The organism is Pseudomonas sp. TWI929, from assembly GCF_039673335.1.
Taxonomy (GTDB): domain Bacteria; phylum Pseudomonadota; class Gammaproteobacteria; order Pseudomonadales; family Pseudomonadaceae; genus Aquipseudomonas.
Window position 1 is genome coordinate 1 of the sequence record NZ_JBDJLK010000026.1, and the last position, 18,534, is coordinate 18,534.

The 18,534-nt window shown below is 62.9% G+C and carries 20 protein-coding genes; 10 read left to right on the plus strand and 10 right to left on the minus strand.

Annotated elements, in window-relative coordinates; genetic code table 11:
- Nucleotides 1-102: 102 nt before the first annotated feature.
- On the minus strand, nt 103-1,596 hold the full coding sequence (locus ABE456_RS13110; protein ID WP_003253510.1) for an aldehyde dehydrogenase: 1,494 nt from the start codon (nt 1,594-1,596) through the stop codon (nt 103-105).
- A gap of 196 nt (nt 1,597-1,792) precedes the next feature.
- Between ABE456_RS13110 and ABE456_RS13115 the strand changes: the two genes are divergently transcribed.
- Both ABE456_RS13115 and ABE456_RS13120 read left to right on the plus strand, forming a co-directional pair.
- On the plus strand, nt 1,793-2,152 hold the full coding sequence (locus tag ABE456_RS13115; RefSeq protein ID WP_346644298.1) for a cupin domain-containing protein: 360 nt from the start codon (nt 1,793-1,795) through the stop codon (nt 2,150-2,152).
- 95 nt (nt 2,153-2,247) lie between these two features.
- Nucleotides 2,248-2,451 (plus strand): hypothetical protein, encoded by a 204-nt coding sequence (locus ABE456_RS13120; RefSeq protein ID WP_346644299.1) that lies wholly within the window; start codon nt 2,248-2,250, stop codon nt 2,449-2,451.
- Nucleotides 2,452-2,517: 66 nt separating this feature from the next.
- On the opposite strand, the gene rpmG is transcribed toward ABE456_RS13120, so the two are convergent.
- Both rpmG and rpmB read right to left on the minus strand, forming a co-directional pair.
- On the minus strand, nt 2,518-2,673 hold the full coding sequence (gene rpmG / locus ABE456_RS13125; protein WP_003253507.1) for a 50S ribosomal protein L33: 156 nt from the start codon (nt 2,671-2,673) through the stop codon (nt 2,518-2,520).
- A gap of 11 nt (nt 2,674-2,684) precedes the next feature.
- Entirely contained in the window at nt 2,685-2,921 is a 237-nt protein-coding gene (gene rpmB, locus ABE456_RS13130) for a 50S ribosomal protein L28 (RefSeq protein WP_003253504.1), read from the minus strand.
- A gap of 361 nt (nt 2,922-3,282) precedes the next feature.
- Here rpmB and ABE456_RS13135 point away from each other — a divergent pair, with 361 nt between their 5' ends.
- Entirely contained in the window at nt 3,283-4,872 is a 1,590-nt protein-coding gene (locus ABE456_RS13135; RefSeq protein ID WP_346644300.1) for an ABC transporter substrate-binding protein, read from the plus strand.
- Nucleotides 4,873-5,054: 182 nt separating this feature from the next.
- On the opposite strand, the gene radC is transcribed toward ABE456_RS13135, so the two are convergent.
- Complete coding sequence (gene radC, locus ABE456_RS13140; RefSeq protein WP_346644301.1) at nt 5,055-5,735, minus strand: DNA repair protein RadC; 681 nt, start codon at nt 5,733-5,735, stop codon at nt 5,055-5,057.
- Nucleotides 5,736-5,862: 127 nt separating this feature from the next.
- On the opposite strand from radC, the gene coaBC reads away from it, so the two are divergent.
- From coaBC to argB, 4 genes are all read left to right on the plus strand, one after another.
- The gene (gene coaBC / locus ABE456_RS13145; RefSeq protein WP_003253409.1) at nt 5,863-7,074 is read left to right on the plus strand and encodes a bifunctional phosphopantothenoylcysteine decarboxylase/phosphopantothenate--cysteine ligase CoaBC; all 1,212 of its coding nucleotides are present in this window, start codon (nt 5,863-5,865) and stop codon (nt 7,072-7,074) included.
- 5 nt (nt 7,075-7,079) lie between these two features.
- Nucleotides 7,080-7,535 (plus strand): dUTP diphosphatase, encoded by a 456-nt coding sequence (gene dut, locus ABE456_RS13150; protein ID WP_110743413.1) that lies wholly within the window; start codon nt 7,080-7,082, stop codon nt 7,533-7,535.
- A gap of 111 nt (nt 7,536-7,646) precedes the next feature.
- Nucleotides 7,647-9,047, plus strand: coding sequence for a phosphomannomutase/phosphoglucomutase (locus ABE456_RS13155; RefSeq protein ID WP_346644302.1), 1,401 nt, complete (start codon nt 7,647-7,649; stop codon nt 9,045-9,047).
- 30 nt (nt 9,048-9,077) lie between these two features.
- Nucleotides 9,078-9,983 carry an acetylglutamate kinase gene (argB, locus tag ABE456_RS13160; RefSeq protein WP_004575216.1) on the plus strand — a complete coding sequence of 302 codons (906 nt, stop codon included), beginning with the start codon at nt 9,078-9,080 and terminating at the stop codon, nt 9,981-9,983.
- A 190-nt stretch (nt 9,984-10,173) separates the two neighbouring features.
- Here the strand turns inward: argB and pyrE are convergent, their stop codons facing one another.
- Nucleotides 10,174-10,815 (minus strand): orotate phosphoribosyltransferase, encoded by a 642-nt coding sequence (gene pyrE / locus ABE456_RS13165; RefSeq protein WP_003253405.1) that lies wholly within the window; start codon nt 10,813-10,815, stop codon nt 10,174-10,176.
- Nucleotides 10,816-10,895: 80 nt separating this feature from the next.
- On the opposite strand from pyrE, the gene ABE456_RS13170 reads away from it, so the two are divergent.
- Nucleotides 10,896-11,675, plus strand: coding sequence for an exodeoxyribonuclease III (locus ABE456_RS13170; protein ID WP_003253401.1), 780 nt, complete (start codon nt 10,896-10,898; stop codon nt 11,673-11,675).
- A gap of 30 nt (nt 11,676-11,705) precedes the next feature.
- Here ABE456_RS13170 and ABE456_RS13175 read toward each other — a convergent pair whose 3' ends face one another.
- Both ABE456_RS13175 and rph read right to left on the minus strand, forming a co-directional pair.
- Entirely contained in the window at nt 11,706-12,074 is a 369-nt protein-coding gene (locus ABE456_RS13175) for a DUF4870 domain-containing protein (RefSeq protein ID WP_003253399.1), read from the minus strand.
- Nucleotides 12,075-12,097: 23 nt separating this feature from the next.
- Nucleotides 12,098-12,820 (minus strand): ribonuclease PH, encoded by a 723-nt coding sequence (gene rph / locus ABE456_RS13180; protein WP_346644303.1) that lies wholly within the window; start codon nt 12,818-12,820, stop codon nt 12,098-12,100.
- Between the two features lie 228 nt (nt 12,821-13,048).
- On the opposite strand from rph, the gene ABE456_RS13185 reads away from it, so the two are divergent.
- Together ABE456_RS13185 and gmk are read left to right on the plus strand one after the other, a co-directional pair.
- On the plus strand, nt 13,049-13,912 hold the full coding sequence (locus tag ABE456_RS13185) for a YicC/YloC family endoribonuclease (protein WP_346644304.1): 864 nt from the start codon (nt 13,049-13,051) through the stop codon (nt 13,910-13,912).
- Between the two features lie 13 nt (nt 13,913-13,925).
- Nucleotides 13,926-14,546, plus strand: coding sequence for a guanylate kinase (gene gmk, locus ABE456_RS13190; RefSeq protein WP_346644305.1), 621 nt, complete (start codon nt 13,926-13,928; stop codon nt 14,544-14,546).
- Nucleotides 14,547-14,680: 134 nt separating this feature from the next.
- On the opposite strand, the gene ABE456_RS13195 is transcribed toward gmk, so the two are convergent.
- The 3 genes from ABE456_RS13195 to ABE456_RS13205 all read right to left on the minus strand — a co-directional run bounded on the left by ABE456_RS13195 (nt 14,681) and on the right by ABE456_RS13205 (nt 18,496).
- Nucleotides 14,681-16,222, minus strand: coding sequence for an APC family permease (locus tag ABE456_RS13195; RefSeq protein WP_346644306.1), 1,542 nt, complete (start codon nt 16,220-16,222; stop codon nt 14,681-14,683).
- Between the two features lie 119 nt (nt 16,223-16,341).
- A complete protein-coding gene (locus tag ABE456_RS13200; RefSeq protein WP_346644307.1) occupies nt 16,342-17,109 on the minus strand; it encodes a gamma-glutamyl-gamma-aminobutyrate hydrolase family protein in 768 nt (255 codons plus the stop codon).
- Between the two features lie 4 nt (nt 17,110-17,113).
- The gene (locus ABE456_RS13205; RefSeq protein ID WP_003253387.1) at nt 17,114-18,496 is read right to left on the minus strand and encodes a glutamine synthetase family protein; all 1,383 of its coding nucleotides are present in this window, start codon (nt 18,494-18,496) and stop codon (nt 17,114-17,116) included.
- Nucleotides 18,497-18,534 lie beyond the last annotated feature (38 nt).

Sequence of the window (18,534 nt, forward strand, 5' to 3'; positions counted from 1 at the left end):
TGCGCCGCCCGAACGCCACACCCCCCCGCTCCTCCACGAAAGCGCGGAGCCAGGTAGGAGCGGCCGTGTGTCGCGATCGGGCCGCTAAGCGGCCCCCTGGGATTACAGCTTGATCCAGGTCGCCTTCAGCTCGGTGTACTTCTCCAGTGCATGCAGCGACTTGTCACGGCCGTTGCCCGACTGCTTGAAGCCACCGAACGGCGCGGTCATGTCGCCGCCGTCGTACTGGTTGACCCAGACGCTGCCAGCGCGCACGGCACGGGCGGTTTTGTGGGCCTTGGAAATGTCCGAAGTCCAGATACCAGCCGCCAGGCCATACGGCGTGTCGTTGGCAATGGCCACGGCCTCTTCGGCGGTGTCGAAGGCAATTACCGACAGCACTGGGCCAAAGATTTCTTCCTGGGCAATGCGCATGGCGTTGGTCACGCCGTCGAAGATGGTCGGCTCGACATAGGTGCCGCCAGTTTCTTCCAGGGTGCGCTTGCCGCCGGCCAGCAGCTTGGCGCCGTCCTTGTGGCCAGCTTCGATGTACGACAGCACAGTGTTCATCTGCTGGGTATCGACCAGGGCACCGACAGTGGTCTGTGGGTCCAGCGGGTTGCCTGGCTTCCAGCCTTTCAGGGCCTCGACCACCATTGGCAGGAACTTGTCCTTGATCGAGCGCTCGACCAGCAGGCGCGAACCTGCGGTGCACACTTCGCCCTGGTTAAAGGCGATGGCGCTGGCAGCCGCTTCAGCGGCAGCTTGCAGGTCCGGAGCGTCGGCGAAGACGATGTTCGGGCTCTTGCCACCGGCTTCCAGCCAGATGCGCTTCATGTTCGATTCGCCCGCGTAAACCATCAGCTGCTTGGCGATCTTGGTCGAGCCGGTGAACACCAGGGTGTCGACGTCCATGTGCAGGGCTAGGGCCTTGCCCACGGTGTGGCCGTAACCTGGCAGCACGTTCAGTACGCCAGCCGGGATGCCGGCCTCGATCGCCAGTTGGGCGATGCGAATGGCGGTCAGCGGCGATTTTTCGGACGGCTTGAGCACTACTGAGTTACCGGTGGCCAGCGCCGGGCCGAGCTTCCAGCAGGCCATCAGCAGCGGGAAGTTCCACGGTACGATGGCACCCACCACGCCAACCGGCTCACGGGTAACCAGGCCAAGCTGGTCGTGCGGGGTCGGGGCAACTTCGTCGTAGACTTTATCGATGGCTTCGGCGGTCCAGTGAATGGCTTGGGCCGCACCCGGGATGTCGATGCTGGAGGAGTCGCCGATCGGCTTGCCCATGTCCAGGGTTTCCAGCAGCGCCAGCTCTTCGACGTTCTTGCGCAGCAGGTCGGCGAAGCGGATCAGCTTGGCCTTGCGCTTGGCCGGAGCCAGCTGCGACCACACGCCGGAGTTGAAGGTGGCGCGGGCGTTTTCCACAGCGCGGTTGGCATCGGCCAGGTCGCAGCTGGCAACCTTGGCCAGGAAGCGTCCGTCGACCGGGCTCAGGCACTCGAAGGTTTCACCGGATGCGGCATCGGTGTATTCGCCGTTGATGAAGGCTCGGCCTTCGATCTTCAGTTGCTGGGCACGTTGTTCCCAGTCCGCACGGGTCAGGGTGGTCATACGAAACTCCTCCTCTTGTTTAGGTGCAACGCCGCACTGAGGACTCACAGGCGTTGTCAGAATTCTGGCCGGGCGACAAGCGCACACTGGCAAGCGATACCCTAAACCAGCCGGTGTAAACTATCAATATATTTGACACTGAAGGCTCAAAAGCCTACTCATGTTCATTTTATTAAACAAAAACAGGAGCCGCACCATGAGCATTGCCAGCATCATCGACTTCGCCCAGGTCATCACCGAGGCCGAACGCTACCGCCCGGCGGCGGAAAAAATCCTCAAGGGCGAGCCCGAGCAGGCGGTCTACAACCATTATTCCAGCCCATGCGGGCAGTTTGCCGCTGGCGTGTGGGAAGGTGAGGTGGGCCAGTGGACGGTGAACTACACCGAGCACGAATACTGCGAGATCGTCCAGGGCGTTTCGGTGCTGCGCGACCAGGACGGCGGGGCAAAAACCCTGCGTACCGGTGATCGGTTTGTCATCCCCGCCGGCTTCAAGGGCACCTGGGAGGTGCTGGAGCCGTGCCGCAAGATCTACGTGATGTTCGAACAGAAGTAACTGCAGCAGTAACTATGTAGCGCAGGGCGCTTGCAGGCATGCGTGAGGATGGCTCTGCCCATTTCGGGCCATCCAACTTCAACAGGAAGATCACCATGACCAACGAAGAAGTGCTGCGAACCCTCGCCCATCTGGTCGGCACCCCTTACGCACCCGCCCTGAAAGACACCATCTGCGCCCTCACCGGCCGCACCCGGGTGGTCGGGCCCAACGAAATGTGCACCCGCGAGTACGACATCGAGCGCATCCAGATCAAGGCCGGCGCCGACCTGCTGATCCAGGGCTTCGACTTCAACTGACCCTGCTGCAGGCATAAAAAAACCCGCGTCCTTTCGGATGCGGGTTTTTTTCAGGTCGCCGATCAATTACTTGATCTTGGCTTCCTTGTACACCACGTGCTTGCGAACAACCGGATCATATTTCTTGATCTCGATTTTGTCCGGGGTGGTGCGCTTGTTCTTGTCGGTGGTGTAGAAGTGGCCGGTACCGGCACTCGAAACCAGACGGATCAATTCACGCATGATGCTCTCCCTTAAACCTTGGCGCCAGCTTTACGGATGTCAACCAGAACGGCGTCGATGCCGCGCTTGTCGATGATACGCATGCCTTTGGCGGAAACGCGCAGACGCACGAAACGCTTCTCGGATTCAACCCAGAAACGGTGGTGCTGCAGGTTCGGCAGGAAACGACGACGGGTTTTGTTGTTTGCGTGGGAAATGTTGTTCCCGGTTACTGGACCCTTACCAGTAACTTGACAGACTCTCGACATGACTCAGCCCTCTAAAACCACATGCCCAACCCGGCATGGGTTGGCCGCTTAATCTCTCAGTCTTTGGCGCCTGGGCGCCGTGATTCTGGAGGTCTTATCGACCGGATCCGCTGATGCGACAGGCCGAGCCCCTAGAAAAGAGCGCTGCTTTATACCAGAAAGACTTGGCTGCAACAACAGTAGATGTACATTGCCGCAAGCCAGAACGCGCCGGGCCAGCATAGCGGCAGGCCCCGCCAGCCGTCGACCGCTCGTCGCCAGTTTTGCAAAAAAGTGTGTGGTCATTTGCCGGCAGGCGCACTAGGGTAGGCGTTTTCCAGACTGCACTGGCAGATGGGCCACTGACAGCCAAGGAGCCACCATGCGTGCCGCCGCCCTTTCCCTATTGTTCACCTCCTTGTTCGCTGCCGGCGTTGCCCAGGCCGCCCCGCTGAGCGTTTGCAGCGAAGCCAGCCCCGAAGGCTTCGACGTGGTGCAGTACAATTCGCTGACCACGACCAACGCCACCGCCGACGTGCTGATGAACCGCCTGGTGGAGTTCGACGCGGCGCAGGGCAAGGTGGTACCGAGCCTGGCGGCCAGCTGGACGGTATCGGCCGACGGCCTGGTGTACGACTTCACCCTGCGCGACGGCGTGAAGTTCCACAGCACCCCGTACTTCAAGCCCAGCCGTGAACTGAATGCTGACGACGTGCTGTTCAGCTTCCAGCGCATGCTCTACCCGGCGCATGCCTGGCACAAGACAGCGCCAGGCGGCTACCCGCACGCCCAGTCGCTGCAACTGGGCAGCCTGATCAAGGCCATCGAGGCGCCGGCGCCTAACACCGTGCGTTTCACCCTCAGCCACCCGGACGCCACCTTCCTGGCCACCCTGAGCATGGGCTTCGCCTCGATCTACTCCGCCGAATATGCCGACAAGCTGCTCAAGGCCGGCACCCCGGAGAAGCTCAACAGCCAGCCGATCGGTACCGGGCCATTCGTGTTCCAGCGCTTCCAGAAAGACGCCGTGGTGCGCTACCGCGCCAACCCGGACTATTTCGCCGGCAAGCCGGCGGTCGACCCGCTGATCTTCGCCATCACCACCGACGCCAACGTGCGCCTGCAGAAGCTCAAGCGCAGCGAGTGCCAGGTCGCCCTGTCACCCAAACCGCTGGACATTGCCGAAGCGGGCAAGGATGGCAACCTCAAGGTGGCCACCACCCCGGCGTTCATGACCGCCTTCGTCGCCATCAACAGCCAGCACCCGCCGTTGGACAAGCCGGAAGTGCGCCAGGCCATCAACCTGGCCTTCGACAAGCAGGCTTACCTGAAAGCAGTGTTCGAAGAGTCTGCGGTGGCCGCCAACGGCCCCTACCCGCCTAACACCTGGAGCTACGCCAAGGACCTGCCCGGCTACCCGCTGGACCTGAAGAAAGCCAAGGCCCTGCTGGCCAAGGCTGGCCTGGCCGAGGGTTTCAGCACCACCATCTGGACCCGGCCGTCGGGTAGCCTGCTCAACCCCAACCCCAGCCTTGGCGCGCAAATGCTGCAGGCCGACCTGGCCAAGATTGGCATCAAGGCCGAGATCCGCGTGATCGAATGGGGCGAACTGATCCGCCGCGCCAAGGCCGGCGAGCATGACCTGTTGTTCATGGGCTGGGCGGGTGACAACGGCGACCCGGACAACTTCCTCAGCCCACAGTTTTCCTGCGCGGCGGTGGAGTCGGGGACCAACTTCGCGCGCTTCTGCGACAGCCGCCTGGACCAACTGATCAGCGCCGGGCGCACCACCAACGACCAGAGCGTACGCAGCCGGCTGTACCAGCAGGCGCAGACCTTGATTCAGCAGCAGGCGCTGTGGGTGCCGCTGGCGCACCCGACAGCGGCGACCCTGCTGCGCCAGGAGGTCGAGGGCTACCAGGTAAGCCCGTTCGGGCGGCTGGATTTCAGCAAGGTCTCGGTGACCAAGTAAACCTGCACCGGCCTCTTCGCCTTCAAGGGTTACACCGGCCCTTGTAGGAGCGGCCTTGCGTCGCGAAAGGGCTGCGCAGCAGCCCCAGCAATTTGTGCATCTGCGCTGAAACCCCAGGCCTGCTTCGCAGGCCTTTCGCGACACAAGGCCGCTCCTACAAATGACCGCGCCAAACTGCCGCCCTAAGCCACAATCCACCCATGCTCCACCATCGACAACGGCTCCCCGTCACCAATGATGATGTGATCCAGCACCCGCACGTCGATCAACGCCAACCCGCGCTTCAGCGACAGGGTCAGATGCACATCGTCCTGGCTCGGCTCGTTGTTGCCCGAGGGATGGTTATGGCACAGGATCAAAGCCGCCGCGTTATGCAGCAATGCCCGCCGCACCACTTCCCGCGGGTAGACGCTTGCCCGGTCGATCGTGCCCCTGAACAGAATCTCGAACGCCAGCGGCCGATGCTTGGTATCCAGAAACAGGCAACCGAACACCTCACTGGGCTCATGCCGCAGCATCGCTTTCAGGTAGCGCCGCACCGTTTCCGGGCTGTCCATGGCCGACTCACGCTCAATCGAGGTTGCAAGATGCCTGCGCCCTATCTCCAGCAATGCCTGCAGCTGGCTATACCTCACAGGGCCCAGCCCAAGCTCTCCAACAAAGGCCTCCCGGTCGGCCTCCAGCAACCGGCGCAAGCTGCCGAACTTCACCAGCAAGCCTCGCGAAAGCTCCACGACATTACGCCCACGTACGCCTGAGCCGAGAAAAACGGCCAGCAGTTCCGTATCGGTCAGGCTCCCTGCCCCACGCTGCAACAACTTCTCCCTAGGCCGTTCTTCCGCCGGCCACTCCCTGATATTCATCCGCCCCTCTGCCTTTGCTGCGGCCCATTTCGGCCCTGTGTTAATCTATTTCGCCTCGTACATGCGACGTTCTGCCGCAGGCATTTTCAAACGTCGCCGCCCGCTCTCACTGGAAAAAGGCAAGCCTATGCAGCGGCTGTATCGCAAGCGCATCGTTCTCGGCGTGGGTGGCGGCATTGCCGCCTACAAAAGCGCCGAACTGATTCGCCGACTCCTGGAGCACGGCGCGCAGGTGCGCGTCGTCATGACCCGTGGTGGTGCAGAGTTCATCACCCCGCTGACCCTGCAGGCGCTGTCGGGCCATCCGGTGCACATGGACCTGCTCGACCCGGCCGCCGAAGCGGCCATGGGCCATATCGAACTGGCCAAGTGGGCCGACCTGGTGCTGATCGCCCCGGCCACCGCCGACCTGATGGCACGCATGGCCCAGGGCATGGCCGATGACCTGCTGACCACCCTGGTGCTGGCCACCGACGCTACCGTTGCCGTGGCCCCGGCGATGAACCAGGCGATGTGGCGCGACCCGGCCACCCAGGCCAACCTCGAGCTGCTCAAGAGCCGTGGCATCCAGGTGTTCGGCCCGGCCTCCGGCAGCCAGGCCTGTGGCGACGTCGGCCTGGGGCGCATGCTCGAAGCCACCGACCTGGCCTGGTGCGCCGCAGAAAGCTTCAAGCGCCAGGCACTGACCGGCAAGCATGTGCTGATCACCGCCGGGCCGACCCAGGAAAACATCGACCCGGTGCGCTACATCACCAATCATAGCTCCGGCAAGATGGGCTTCGCCCTGGCCGAAGCGGCTGCCGAAGCCGGGGCTCGGGTCACCCTCGTGACCGGCCCGGTGCACCTGCCAACCCCCGACCGGGTCAGCCGTATCGACGTAGTAAGCGCGCGGGACATGCTTGCCGCCTGTGAAGCAGCCATGCCGTGCGACCTGTTCATCGCCTCGGCGGCGGTTGCGGACTACCGCCCGGAAGTGGTTGCCACACAAAAACTGAAGAAAGATCCTACGACCGGCGACGGCATGTTGCTGCAGATGGTGCGCAATCCCGATATCCTTGCCACCATCGCTGGCCGCGCCGACCGCCCGTTCAGCGTCGGCTTTGCCGCCGAAACCGAACACTTGCTCGATTACGCCACGCGCAAGCTCAAGGACAAGAACCTCGACCTGATCGTCGCCAATGATGTGGCCAACCCCAGCATCGGCTTCAACAGCGAAGAAAACGCCTTGACCGTGATCGACCGCCAGCAGCACCAGACCCTCTTCGCGCAGACCAGCAAGGGCAAGATCGCCCGGCAACTGGTCGCCTTCATCGCCGAACGGCTCAACCAGGTTCAATAAGTTACATGCACGCTCTTCAAGCCAAGATCCTCGACCCACGCCTGGGCAGCGAATTCCCGCTGCCGACCTACGCCACCCCAGGTTCCGCCGGCCTCGACCTGCGCGCCCTGCTCAAGGAAGACACTGTCCTCGAACCGGGCCAGACCCTGCTGATCCCTACCGGCCTGTCGATTTACATCGGCGACCCGGGCCTGGCAGCGGTAATCCTGCCGCGCTCGGGCCTGGGCCATAAGCACGGCGTCGTGCTGGGCAACCTGGTCGGGCTGATCGACTCGGACTACCAGGGCGAGCTGATGGTGTCGTGCTGGAACCGCGGCAACACCCCGTTCACCATCGCTGTTGGCGAGCGCATCGCCCAACTGGTGCTGGTACCGGTAGTGCAGGCCCACTTCGACATCGTCGAAGCCTTCGATGAAAGCCAGCGTGGCGCTGGCGGCTTCGGCCATTCCGGCAGCCACTGAGCCGACAAATGACCGTTGGGGCCAAGGATGGCGAACTCTCTGGCGAAACCACCGTCCAAGCGTTCAGTTTGCGCCTGCCCAGAAAGCCTTTGACTAATGGAGCTTCCAGAGATGAACGACATGGCCCACCTGGTCCCCGCCGCATTGCCAGACAGCATTTTCCGCGCGTATGACATCCGTGGCGTGGTCGGCAAGACCCTTCACGCCGAAACCGCCTACTGGATCGGCCGCGCCATCGGCGCGCAAAGCCTGGCCCAGGGCGAACCGCAGGTTTCGGTAGGCCGCGATGGCCGCCTGTCCGGCCCGATGCTGGTCGAACAGCTGATCAAGGGCCTGGTCGACGCCGGCTGCCAGGTCAGCGATGTCGGCCTGGTGCCCACCCCGGCGCTGTACTATGCCGCCAACGTGCTGGCCGGCAAGTCGGGCGTGATGCTGACCGGCAGCCATAACCCTTCGGACTACAACGGTTTCAAGATCGTCATCGCTGGCGACACCCTGGCCAACGAACAGATCCAGGCCCTGCTGACCCGCCTGAAAACCAACGACCTGACCCTGGCCGAAGGCCGCGTGGACAAGGTCGAGATCCTTGACCGCTACTTCCAGCAGATCGTCGGCGACGTGAAGCTGGCCAAGAAGCTCAAGGTGGTGGTGGATTGCGGCAACGGCGCCGCTGGCGTGGTCGCACCACAACTGATCGAGGCCCTTGGCTGCGAAGTGATCCCGCTGTTCTGCGAGGTCGACGGCAACTTCCCCAACCACCACCCGGACCCGGGCAAACCGGAAAACCTCGAAGACCTGATCGCCAAGGTCAAGGAAACCGGTGCCGACATCGGCCTGGCCTTCGACGGTGACGGCGACCGCGTTGGTGTGGTGACCAATACCGGCAGCATCGTCTACCCCGACCGCCTGCTGATGTTGTTTGCCCAGGACGTGCTGGCACGCAACCCGGGCGCCGAGATCATCTTCGACGTCAAATGCACCCGCCGCCTGACCCCGCTGATCGAGCAGCACGGCGGTCGCGCGTTAATGTGGAAAACCGGCCATTCGTTGATCAAGAAGAAGATGAAACAGACCGGTTCGCTGCTGGCCGGCGAGATGAGTGGTCACATCTTCATCAAGGAACGCTGGTACGGTTTCGACGACGGCATCTACAGCGCCGCGCGCCTGCTGGAGATCCTCAGCAAGGCCGGGCAAAGCGCCGAAAACCTGTTCGCCGCCTTCCCGAACGATATTTCCACGCCGGAAATCAATATTGATGTGACCGACGAGGGTAAATTCAGCATCATTGATGCACTGCAACGCGACGCCGACTGGGGCGAAGCCAACCTGACCACCATCGACGGTGTGCGGGTCGACTATGCCCACGGCTGGGGCCTGGTTCGCGCCTCCAACACCACCCCGGTGCTGGTGCTGCGCTTCGAGGCCGACAGCGACGCCGAATTGCAACGTATCAAGGATGTTTTCCGTACCCAGTTGCTGCGGGTTGCCCCTGAGCTGCAACTGCCGTTCTGACCGACTATCTGTTCCTTACAGGAGCCCTGCATGACCCTCGATCGCGATGCCGCTTCCCATGTAGCCGAGGTTTTGTCCGAAGCACTGCCTTACATCCGCCGCTTTGTCGGCAAGACCCTGGTGATCAAGTACGGCGGCAACGCGATGGAGAGCGAGGAGCTCAAGACCGGCTTCGCCCGTGACATCGTGTTGATGAAGGCTGTGGGCATCAACCCGGTGGTGGTCCACGGTGGTGGCCCGCAGATCGGCGACCTGCTCAAGCGCCTGTCGATCGAAAGCCACTTCATCGACGGCATGCGCGTCACCGACTCGGCGACCATGGACGTAGTGGAGATGGTGCTGGGTGGCCAGGTCAACAAGGACATCGTCAACCTGATCAACCGCCACGGCGGCAGCGCCATCGGCCTGACCGGCAAGGACGCGGAGCTGATCCGCGCCCGCAAGCTGACCGTCAGCCGCCAGACCCCCGAGATGACCACCCCGGAAATCATCGACATCGGCCATGTCGGCGAAGTGGTGAGCGTGAATACCGACTTGCTGAACATGCTGGTGAAGGGCGACTTCATTCCGGTGATCGCGCCGATCGGTGTGGGTGCCAATGGTGAGTCGTACAACATCAACGCCGACCTGGTGGCGGGCAAGGTTGCCGAGGCGCTGAAGGCCGAAAAGCTGATGCTGCTGACCAACATCGCCGGCCTGATGGACAAGCAGGGCCAGGTACTGACCGGCCTGACCACCGAGCAGGTCAACGAACTGATCGCCGACGGCACCATCTACGGCGGCATGCTGCCGAAGATCAAGTGCGCGCTGGATGCGGTACAGGGCGGCGTGAACAGCTCGCACATCATCGACGGCCGCGTGCCGAATGCGGTGCTGCTGGAGATCTTCACCGACAGCGGCGTGGGTACCCTGATTACCAACCGCAAGCCACGCTGATCGTTAACCTGTTCGGGCCTCTTCGCGGGTAAACCCGCTCCCACAGGGATTGCACCGCCTTTGAGGGCTGTGGCGATCCTGTGGGAGCGGGTTCATCGAGGCGTCGAACCGCCGCGAAAGGGCCGGAACAGGCGGCACAAAAAAAGGCGACCTTCACAAGAAGGTCGCCTTTTTCATTTCCAGGCCAGGATCAGATCCCGTATTGCGCCCGGTAAGCCTCGACCGCCGGCAGGTGCTGCTTCAGCTGCGGGTCATCGGCCAGGAACTCCAGCACCTGGGTCAGCGAAACGATGCTGACAACCGGGATGCCGAAGTCGCGCTCCACTTCCTGGATCGCCGACAGCTCGCCATTGCCACGCTCTTCGCGGTTCAGTGCGATCAGCACACCAGCGGCCTTGGCCTGCTGGGCGTTGATGATCTGCATGACCTCACGAATGGCGGTACCGGCGGTGATCACGTCGTCGATGATCAGCACGTCACCGGCCAGCGGCGCGCCGACCAGGCTGCCACCTTCGCCATGGTCCTTGGCTTCCTTGCGGTTGAAGCACCATGGCACATCGAGCTGATGCTGGTCGGCCAGGGCCACGGCAGTAGTTGCCGCCAATGGGATACCCTTGTAGGCCGGGCCGAACAGCACATCGAACGGGATCTTGCTGTCGACGATGGCTGCGGCATAGCAACGCCCCAGTTCGGCCAGTGCGGAACCGGTGTTGAACAGGCCGGCATTGAAGAAATACGGGCTGGTACGCCCCGATTTCAGGGTGAATTCACCGAAGCGCAGTACCCCGCGATCGATGGCAAAACGGATAAAGTCGCGCTGATACGGCTGCATGAATAGTCCCGGACACCACGGATTTAGCTAAATGGGTTGAGCTCGGGTATCATACACGCACGAGATTTTTGGGGCCATTTATGCGGATCATCAGTGTGAACGTAAATGGCATTCAGGCTGCGGCCGAGCGTGGTTTGCTCAGCTGGCTGCAAGCCCAGAATGCCGACGTCATCTGCCTTCAGGATACCCGCGCCTCGGCCTTTGAACTCGACGACCCAGCTTTCCAGCTCGATGGCTATTTCCTTTATGCCTGCGACGCGGAGGTGCCTGCCCAAGGTGGTGTGGCCCTGTATTCGCGCATGCAGCCCAAGGCAGTCATCACCGGCCTGGGCTTCGAGACAGCCGACCGCTACGGGCGTTATCTGCAAGCAGATTTCGACAAAGTCAGTATTGCCAGCCTGCTGCTGCCTTCGGGCATGAACGGCGACGAAGACTTGAACCAGAAATTCAAGTTGATGGACGACTTCGCCAAGTACCTGGACAAGCAGCGCCGCAAGCGCCGCGAATACATCTATTGCGGCTCGTTCTACGTGGCGCAGCAGAAGCTCGACATCAAGAACTGGCGTGACAGCCAGCAGTCGCCGGGCTTCCTGGCGCCGGAACGCGCCTGGATGGATGCGATCACGGGCGAGATGGGTTACGTCGATGCCCTGCGCGAGGTCAGCCGTGAAGGTGACCAGTACAGCTGGTGGCCGGACAACGAGCAGGCCGAGATGCTCAACCTGGGCTACCGGTTCGACTACCAGATCCTCACCCCGGGCCTGCGCCGCTTCGTGCGCAACGCCCGCCTGCCGCGTCAGCCGCGCTTCTCCCAGCATGCGCCGCTGATCGTCGACTATGACTGGACGTTGACCATCTAAAAGGCATGGGGCCGCTTTGCGGCCCCAGCTTTATTTGATCGGCCGCCAGATCATCGGGTAACGATACGGCTTGCCCTCATTCGCCCGCACCGCGGCAATGATGATCAGGATCATCACCGCCACCGTCAGCATGGCGAACAGCACCAGCCCGATGAACACGAACATCAGCAAAAAGCAGATGAACCCGGCAATGGTCACGCTGATCTGAAAGTTCAGCGCCTCTTTGCCCTGGGCGTCGATGAAGGGGTCTTGCTCGCGCTTGAGGTGCCACAGCACCAGCGGGCCCAGCAGGTGCCCGAGCGGCACCACCAGGCCCAGCAGCGCGGAGAGGTGGCAGAACATCGCCCACTGCCGGATTTCGGCATTGGGCGGGGTGATCGACAGGTTCGAATCGCTCATGCCCCGCACCTCCCTGGCTGGAATCAGTCGGCCAGTGCGGCCTGCTGCAGTTCGAAGATTTCAGTCATGCCCTTCTGTGCCAGGGCGAGCATGGAGTTGAAGTCTTCAGGCTGGAACGGCGCGCCTTCGGCAGTACCTTGTACTTCGATGAAGCCACCGGCACTGGTCATGACCACGTTCAGGTCGGTTTCGGCAGCGGAGTCTTCCAGGTAGTCCAGGTCGAGCACGGCTTCGCCCTGGTACATGCCCACCGACACGGCAGCAATCATGTGCTTGAGCGGGTTGCCGGCCTTCAGGCCGCCGCGCTTCTTGATAACTGCCAGAGCGTCGCACAGGGCGACCATGGCGCCAGTGATGGACGCGGTACGGGTGCCGCCATCGGCCTGGATCACGTCGCAGTCGACGTACAGGGTGATGTCACCCAGCTTGCTCATGTCCAGCGCGGCACGCAGTGAGCGACCGATAAGGCGCTGGATTTCCAGGGTGCGGCCACCCTGCTTGCCACGGCTGGCTTCGCGCTGGTTACGCTCGCCGGTGGAACGCGGCAGCATGCCGTATTCGGCGGTCAGCCAACCTTGGCCCTGGCCTTTGAGGAAGCGCGGCACACCGTTTTCCACGCTGACCGTGCAGATGACCTTGGTGTCACCGAACTCGACCAGTACCGACCCTTCGGCGTGCTTGGTGTAGTTGCGGGTGATGCGGATCGAGCGGAGCTGATCGGCGGCGCGACCACTTGGACGTTTCATCTGGGATACCTGTACTGGGACTTTGAATCTGCCGAGCATTATAGAGCCCGCAGCCCGGGGAAGACATGCCTATTGTCGCGCGCAGGGCTGCCCGTCGCCTTTTCCTACCACCGCAGCCACCCCTCGGTAACATGGGTGGATTGGGCGCCACGGCCCCACTGCGCTACAATCCTGCGCCTTGCAGCCGAGAGGCTCCCACCGTTCATTCATCTACGCGAGGTACTCCCCATGGTGCACAGCATGACCGCTTTTGCTCGTGTCGAGCGCGCCGGCAGCCAAGGCACGCTGGTCTGGGAGGTGCGTTCGGTCAACCACCGTTACCTGGAGCCGCACCTGCGCCTGCCCGAGGCCCTGCGCGACCTCGAAGGCGGTGTGCGTGAAGGCCTGCGCCAAGGCCTGTCGCGAGGCAAGGTGGAATGTACCTTGCGCCTCAACGAAGACAGCAACGGCAAGCCACTGAAAGTGGACCGCGAGCGTGCCGCACAGTTGGTCGCTGCCGCCGAGGAAGTGGCCGGCCTGATCAAGCAGCCGGCACCGCTGAACCCACTGGAAGTGCTGTCGTGGCCGGGCGTGCTGGTAGCCGACACCAGCGACCCACAGGCGCTGAACGCCGAGGCCATGGCGCTGTTCGACGAAGCACTGGCCGAGCTGAAGGCCGGCCGCCTGCGCGAAGGCCAGGAACTGGCGCGGCTGATCAACGAACGCCTGGACAACATGGCCAGCGAAGTCACCACCCTGCGCGCCCTGGTGCCGCAGATGCTGGCAGCACAGCGACAGAAAATTCTCGACCGCTTCGGCGACATGCAGGCCGAACTCGACCCGCAGCGCCTGGAGCAGGAGATGGTATTGCTGGCGCAGAAAAGCGACGTGGCCGAGGAACTCGACCGCCTCAGCACCCACGTCACCGAAGTGCGCCGGGTGCTCAAGGGTGGCGGCGCCGCCGGCCGGCGCCTGGACTTCCTGATGCAGGAACTCAACCGCGAGGCCAACACCCTCGGCTCCAAGGCCTTCGACCCACGCAGCACGCAAGCGGCGGTCAACCTGAAGGTATTGATCGAACAGATGCGTGAACAAGTACAGAACATCGAGTAAGGCCACCCCGACCATGAACCACAGCAGCGGCACCCTCTACATCGTTTCGGCCCCTTCTGGCGCCGGCAAGACCAGCCTGGTCACCGCCCTCACCAAGGACGACCAGCAGATCCGCGTCTCGGTCTCGCACACAACCCGCGCCATGCGCCTTGGTGAGCAGCACGGGGTGAACTACCACTTCGTCGTCCACGAAGAATTCAAGGCGCTGATCGCGCAAGGCGACTTCCTGGAGCATGCCGAGGTGTTCGGCAACTTCTACGGCACCTCGCGCAGCGCGCTGCAGCAGACCCTGGACCAAGGCTACGACCTGATCCTGGAAATCGACTGGCAAGGCGCCCAGCAGGTGCGCAAGCTGATGCCTCAGGCGTTGTCGGTGTTCATCCTGCCGCCAAGCCAGCAGGCACTGCGCCAGCGCCTGGACGGCCGTGGGCAGGACAGCGAAGAGATCATCGCCGGGCGCATGAAGGAAGCGGTCAGCGAGATGGTGCACTACGACGAATATGACTACGTGATCATCAACGATGATTTCGACGTGGCGCTGGAAGACTTGAAGGCGGTGTTCCGCTCGAATCGCCTGGTGCTGAAGAAGCAGCAACAGCGCAACAGCGGGCTGCTGAAAGAACTGCTCTCCTGATAGACCGCACGGGGCTGCTTTGCATCCCAATCGCGACACAAGGCCGCTCCAACAGGAGGTTGCGCAAGCCTGGCTAACGCGATCTCCTGTAGGAGCGGCCTTGTGTCGCGATAGGGGCGCAAAGCGCCCCCGCTTTATTCCTGCAAAGGCAGGGTAGCCTGCTGGCGCAGGGTAGCCCCGAGGAAGTACGCCGGCGCGCGCATGCGCGATAGCATCATCAGCCCGATGCCGAGCACCGAGATGATCGCGGCAATCACGAACACCAGCCCCAGCCCGCCCACATGCGAGCCGCTGCCGAAGTCCGGCGAGGCGCTGTCGATGGCGGTGCGCAGGAAGATCACCGACAAGATCACCCCACCCACCAGCGGGCACATTCCGCGCATGATGAAGTGGCGCAGGCTGCTGAACAGGCTGTCACGGAAATACCAGACGCAGGCAAATGCCGTAAGCGAATAGTAGAAGCAGATCATCATGCCCAGCGCGGTGATGGTGTCCGCCAGCACGTTCTCGCTCAGGGTACGCATGGTCACGTAGAACAGGCCTGCGGCCAGGCCGGCGCAGATGGTGGCATAGCGCGGGGTTTGCGAGCGCGGGCAGACGCTGGCGAACTTCGGCGGTACTGCGCCATAGTAACCCATGGCCAACAGGGTGCGCGCCGGCGCCACGAAGGTCGACTGCAGCGATGCCGCCGTGCTGGCCAGCACGGCAATGGACATCAGGATCGCCAGCGGCCCCATGACCGGGCCGGCCAGGTGGGCAAACACGTTCTCCTGGATGCGCGGGTTGTTCAGGCCCAGGCCCGTTTCACTGATACCGGCAAACTGCAGGGTGGCGATGGCGGTGAACAGGTACAGGCCGAGGATCAGCATCACGGTCCAGGTGGCGGCCTTGCCTGGCACCTCTTCGCTGCCTACCGACTCTTCGCTGACGGTCAGGCAGGTGTCCCAGCCCCAGAAGATGAATATCGACAGCGACAGCCCGGCGGCAAAGGCCGAGAACGACTCGACGCCGAACGGGTTGAACCAGGCGAAATCGAATTCCAGCGGTGGCGGCGCGGTGATGCCGTCGAAGGCGGCAAAGGCAAAGCCGATCAGCACTACCAACTGCAAGGCCACCAGGCCGTACTGCACGGTCATGGTGGTGGCTATGCCGCGACAGCAGATCCACACCGCCAGGGCGATGAACACGCAACAGGTGGTGATGTTGATCAACAGGTTGTCGGCCAACGCTGCCAGTTCATGCTTGCCGGTGATCTGGCCAAGGAACAGGTAGAAGAAGTCGACCGCCACCCCTGCCAGGTTGGACAGCACGATGGTGGTGGCAACTACCAGCCCCCAGCCGCCGATCCAGCCGATCATCGGGCCGAAGGCTCGCGCCGACCAGGTGAACGAAGTGCCGCTGTCCGGCTCCGCCGAGTTCAGCTCGCGGTAACCCAGGGCCACCAGCAGCATCGGCAGGAAGCCGACGATGAACACGGCTGGCAGGTGGGCACCCACCTCACGCACGGTCGGGCCAAGGGCGCCGGTCAGGGTGTAGACCGGGGCGATGGTGGAAATGCCCAGCACCACGCTGGCCAGCAAGCCCAAACGGCCCTTGGCCAGGCCCTTGCTGCGCTGAGTGTTGCCCGCGTCGGCCGCCACGTCGGGTGGGCGGCCGGCTTCTGTGTAATTGCTCATGAGTATTTGCCGTAAATTTTGGAATTGTTTTCACAGGCCTTGCGTGCAAGGCCCGCTTTCACTCATTGAAAGCTTGCTGTCGGGGGCACGTCATCCGAGACCTTCGGCTGACGTAAGCATCACGCCTGCCGTGCGCCCTCCCGTGCTGCATAGGCAATGCAGGCTTCGCGAAACGCCTGAAACAGGCGCAGCGAGACCGGGTTATCGTTGAACCGCCATTCCGGGTGCCACTGCACGCCAAGCACAAAGCCTGGCGCATCGGGCATGGACACCGCTTCGATCAGGCCATCCGGGGCCCGTGCCTCGACGCGCAGGCCTGGGGCCAGGCGGTCGATGCCCTGGCTGTGCAGCGAGTTGACCTCGAACTGCGCTGCCAGGCCCAGGCGCTCGAACAGCCCGCCAGGCTCAATGCCGACCGGGTGACGAGGGCCGTACTGCACCTCCAGGGGTGCGTCCTCAGGTTCGCGGTGGTCCAGGTAACCGGGCAGCTCCTGCACGCGCTGGTGCAGGCTGCCGCCAAGGGCCACATTCAATTCCTGGTAGCCACGGCAGATGCAGAATACCGGCACACCGGCGGCAATCGCCGCCTGCAGCAACGGCAGGGTCAGGCGATCACGCGCCAGGTCATGCCGGGTACCCGCCGCACTGGGGGCGCCATTGTAATGATGCGGTTCGATATTTGAAGGCGAGCCGGTAAAAACAATGCCGTGCAGGCGGGCCAGCAGCGCTTGCGTGTCGCTGCCGCCGTCACGGGCCGGCAAGATCAGCGGCAGGCCGGCAAAGCCGGCCGCCTCGACATACTTGTCGCCTACCGTGTGCGACGAGTTCTTCCCCACCTGCTGGCGGCAGGCGCTGACACCGATCAAGGGGACCGCAGTTGCGCTCATGGGCTTACACCGTGTGCAGGTACCAGTTGTACTCAAGGTCGGAAATCGACACTTCGAACTCGGCCAGTTCGCTTTCCTTGCAGGCCACGAAGATATCGATGTAGTCCGGGCTGATGTATTGGTTGAGGACTTCGCTGTCATCCAGCGCGCGCAGGGCATCGCGCAGGTTGTTCGGCAGGCTCTGCTCCAGCTGTTCGTAGGAGTTGCCTTCGATCGGCGCCTCGGGCTCGACCTTGTTGGTCAGGCCGTGATGCACACCAGCAAGGATTGCCGCGAGCATCAGGTACGGGTTGGCATCGGCACCGGCTACGCGGTGCTCGAGGCGCACGTTGTCGCTGCTGTCGGTAGGCACGCGTACCGCCACGGTGCGGTTGTCCAGGCCCCAGCTCGGTGCATTGGGCACGTAGAACTGCGCGCCAAAGCGGCGATAGGAGTTGATGTTCGGGCAGAGGAAGGCCATCGACGCTGGCATGGTTTCCAGCACGCCGCCGATGGCGTGGCGCAGCGTGTCACTTTGCAGCGGGTCGTCACTGGCGAAGATGTTCTTGCCGGTTTTCTTGTCCAGCAACGAGATGTGCACGTGCAGGCCGTTGCCCGCCTGGCCCGGGTAGGGCTTGGCCATGAAGGTGGTGTCCATTTCATGGTCGTAGGCAACGTTCTTGATCAGGCGCTTGAGCAGGATCGCGTAGTCGCAGGCCTTCAGCGGGTCGGCCACGTGGTGCAGGTTGACCTCGAACTGCGCCGGGGCGCTTTCCTTGACGATGGCGTCGGCCGGCAGGCCCTGTTCCTTGGCCGCTTCGAGCATGTCCTGCAGGCAGTCGGCATATTCGTCGAGGTCGTCGATCAGGTACACCTGGGTCGACTGCGGGCGCTTGCCGGAAATCGGCGAACGCGGCGGCTGCGGGCGACCGTTGAGGTTGTCCTGGTCGATCAGGTAGAACTCCAGCTCGAACGCGGCGCAGATATCCAAGCCCAGGTCGTCGAACTTGCTCACCACCTGGCGCAATACTTCACGCGGGTCGGCGAAGAACGGCTGGCCATCCAGTTCGTGCATGGTCATCAGCAGCTGGGCGGTGGGGCGCTTCTGCCACGGCTCGTCCGACAGCGTGCCGGGGATCGGGAAGCAGATGCGGTCGGCATCGCCGATGTCCAGGCCAAGGCCGGTGCTTTCCACGGTAGAGCCGTTGATGTCCAGGGCGAACAGCGATGCCGGCAGGTTGATGCCCTTTTCGTACACCTTGTGCAGGCTGGCCCGCTCGATGCGCTTGCCACGTACCACGCCGTTCATGTCGGAGATCAGCAGGTCGACGTACTGCGTGTCCGGATGGGCCTGGAGGAAGTCATTCATCTCGCTGGAAGAACTGGCGCACGGGGTTACCGACGTCATGGCTGTACATCCTATGATTTGCTGCGGCGATGTGGGGA